This window comes from Streptomyces sodiiphilus, from assembly GCF_039529215.1.
Taxonomy (GTDB): Bacteria; Actinomycetota; Actinomycetes; order Streptomycetales; family Streptomycetaceae; genus Streptomyces; species Streptomyces sodiiphilus.
Genome location: NZ_BAAAMJ010000097.1, coordinates 1 through 622, shown reverse-complemented (window position 1 = coordinate 622; position 622 = coordinate 1). Strand labels below are relative to the sequence as shown.

Below are 622 nucleotides of genomic sequence, written 5' to 3'. Positions count from 1 at the left end.
GGCCGAAAAGGGGCGGACCAAGGCCGAGGTACAGGGTGAGGCCCTAGCGGCCCGCATGGAGGCTCTCGAGGCCGGTGAAAGCAACCGGCAACGTCAACGGCGTGATGAGGAACAGCCAGGGCTGCCATTCGACGAGTCCAAGTGACCTCCGAGGAGGGGGCGTTTACGCCCCCTGGAAGGGCCTCAGAAGGCCGAAAGTCATGATTACGCGGCTTATCTTGCATGACTTCCAAGCTATCCAGTTAGACCAAAGTAGCGTGCTCCATGGAACATCACAGGCATCACAACCAAGCCCGTCGCAGGCAGCCAGGTAGTGACCTTATCCTTCGTGAGGGCAGCGCCGAACATACCCGCAAGATAGGCAAGGATCAGGGCAGGCAGGAATTTGAAAAGCGGCTGGCCTGGGGACCATAGCCAAGCAAGCAGGTAGCCGATACCAACAAGCCCAGATAGGTGGAAGACAACACGTGCGTCAGGACTAGGCACTTTGTCACCGTTCCTCTCCATGGCCATTAGCATCTGCCCCATCCCGATATAGAAGCCACAGACTACACAAGACAGGGTTACCAGAAGGTAGAGATCCAACTCGCTCATGCTCACTCCATCCTAAGCGGGTACAGGC

At 57.6% G+C, this 622-nt stretch carries 1 protein-coding gene; it reads right to left on the bottom strand.

The features are described 5' to 3' along the window. Window positions 1-234 precede the first annotated feature (234 nt). Entirely contained in the window at window positions 235-594 is a 360-nt protein-coding gene (locus ABD299_RS24755; RefSeq protein WP_344266976.1) for a hypothetical protein, read from the bottom strand. Window positions 595-622: the final 28 nt, after the last annotated feature.

Coding starts and splice junctions, on each gene's coding strand:
- ABD299_RS24755 (WP_344266976.1), bottom strand. CDS start 594: ATGAGCGAGTTGGATCTCTACCTTCTGGTAACCCTGTCTTGTGTAGTC.